The following is a 596-nucleotide window of genomic DNA, read 5'->3' on the forward strand; positions in this document are numbered from 1 at the left end:
TTAGACTTTGGTAATCAAAAACTTCTAGTTGGTGAAAAATATGTTGTATTTGAAAATGCTGAATCTGTTGAAAATCTAATTGATACAGATAAAGATTACAACCTAGATACAAAGCAAGTTGTTAAACATGAAGATAAAAATGATAAAGCTCAAACTCTTGTAGTTGAAAAACCTACTCTTCCAGAGGTTAAAGACGGTGCTTTAAAAACTACTGTAATTGCTGACGGAGTAAATGGTTCTTCTGAAAAAGAAGCTTTAGTAAACTTTGAAAATTCTAAAGACGGTGTAGATGTTAAGGATACTATAAACTATGAAGGTTTAGTAGCTAATCAAGACTATACTTTAACTGGTACATTAATGCATGTAAAAGCTGATGGATCTTTAGAAGAAGTTGCTACTAAAACAGCTAAGGTTACATCCGGTGAAAACGGAAGTGGTACTTGGGAGTTAGACTTTGGTAATCAAAAACTTCTAGTTGGTGAAAAATATGTTGTATTTGAAAATGCTGAATCTGTTGAAAATCTAATTGATACAGATAAAGATTACAACCTAGATACAAAGCAAGTTGTTAAACATGAAGATAAAAATGATAAAGC

The 596-nt window shown here is 31.0% G+C and carries 1 protein-coding gene; it reads left to right on the top strand.

The annotated features are described in order from the left end of the window. The coding region (locus ACYUCG_RS15220; protein ID WP_460268825.1) for a VaFE repeat-containing surface-anchored protein at positions 1-596 on the top strand (596 nt) is incomplete at both ends.

It is taken from the genome of Clostridium sp. CTA-17 (genome assembly GCF_054767895.1).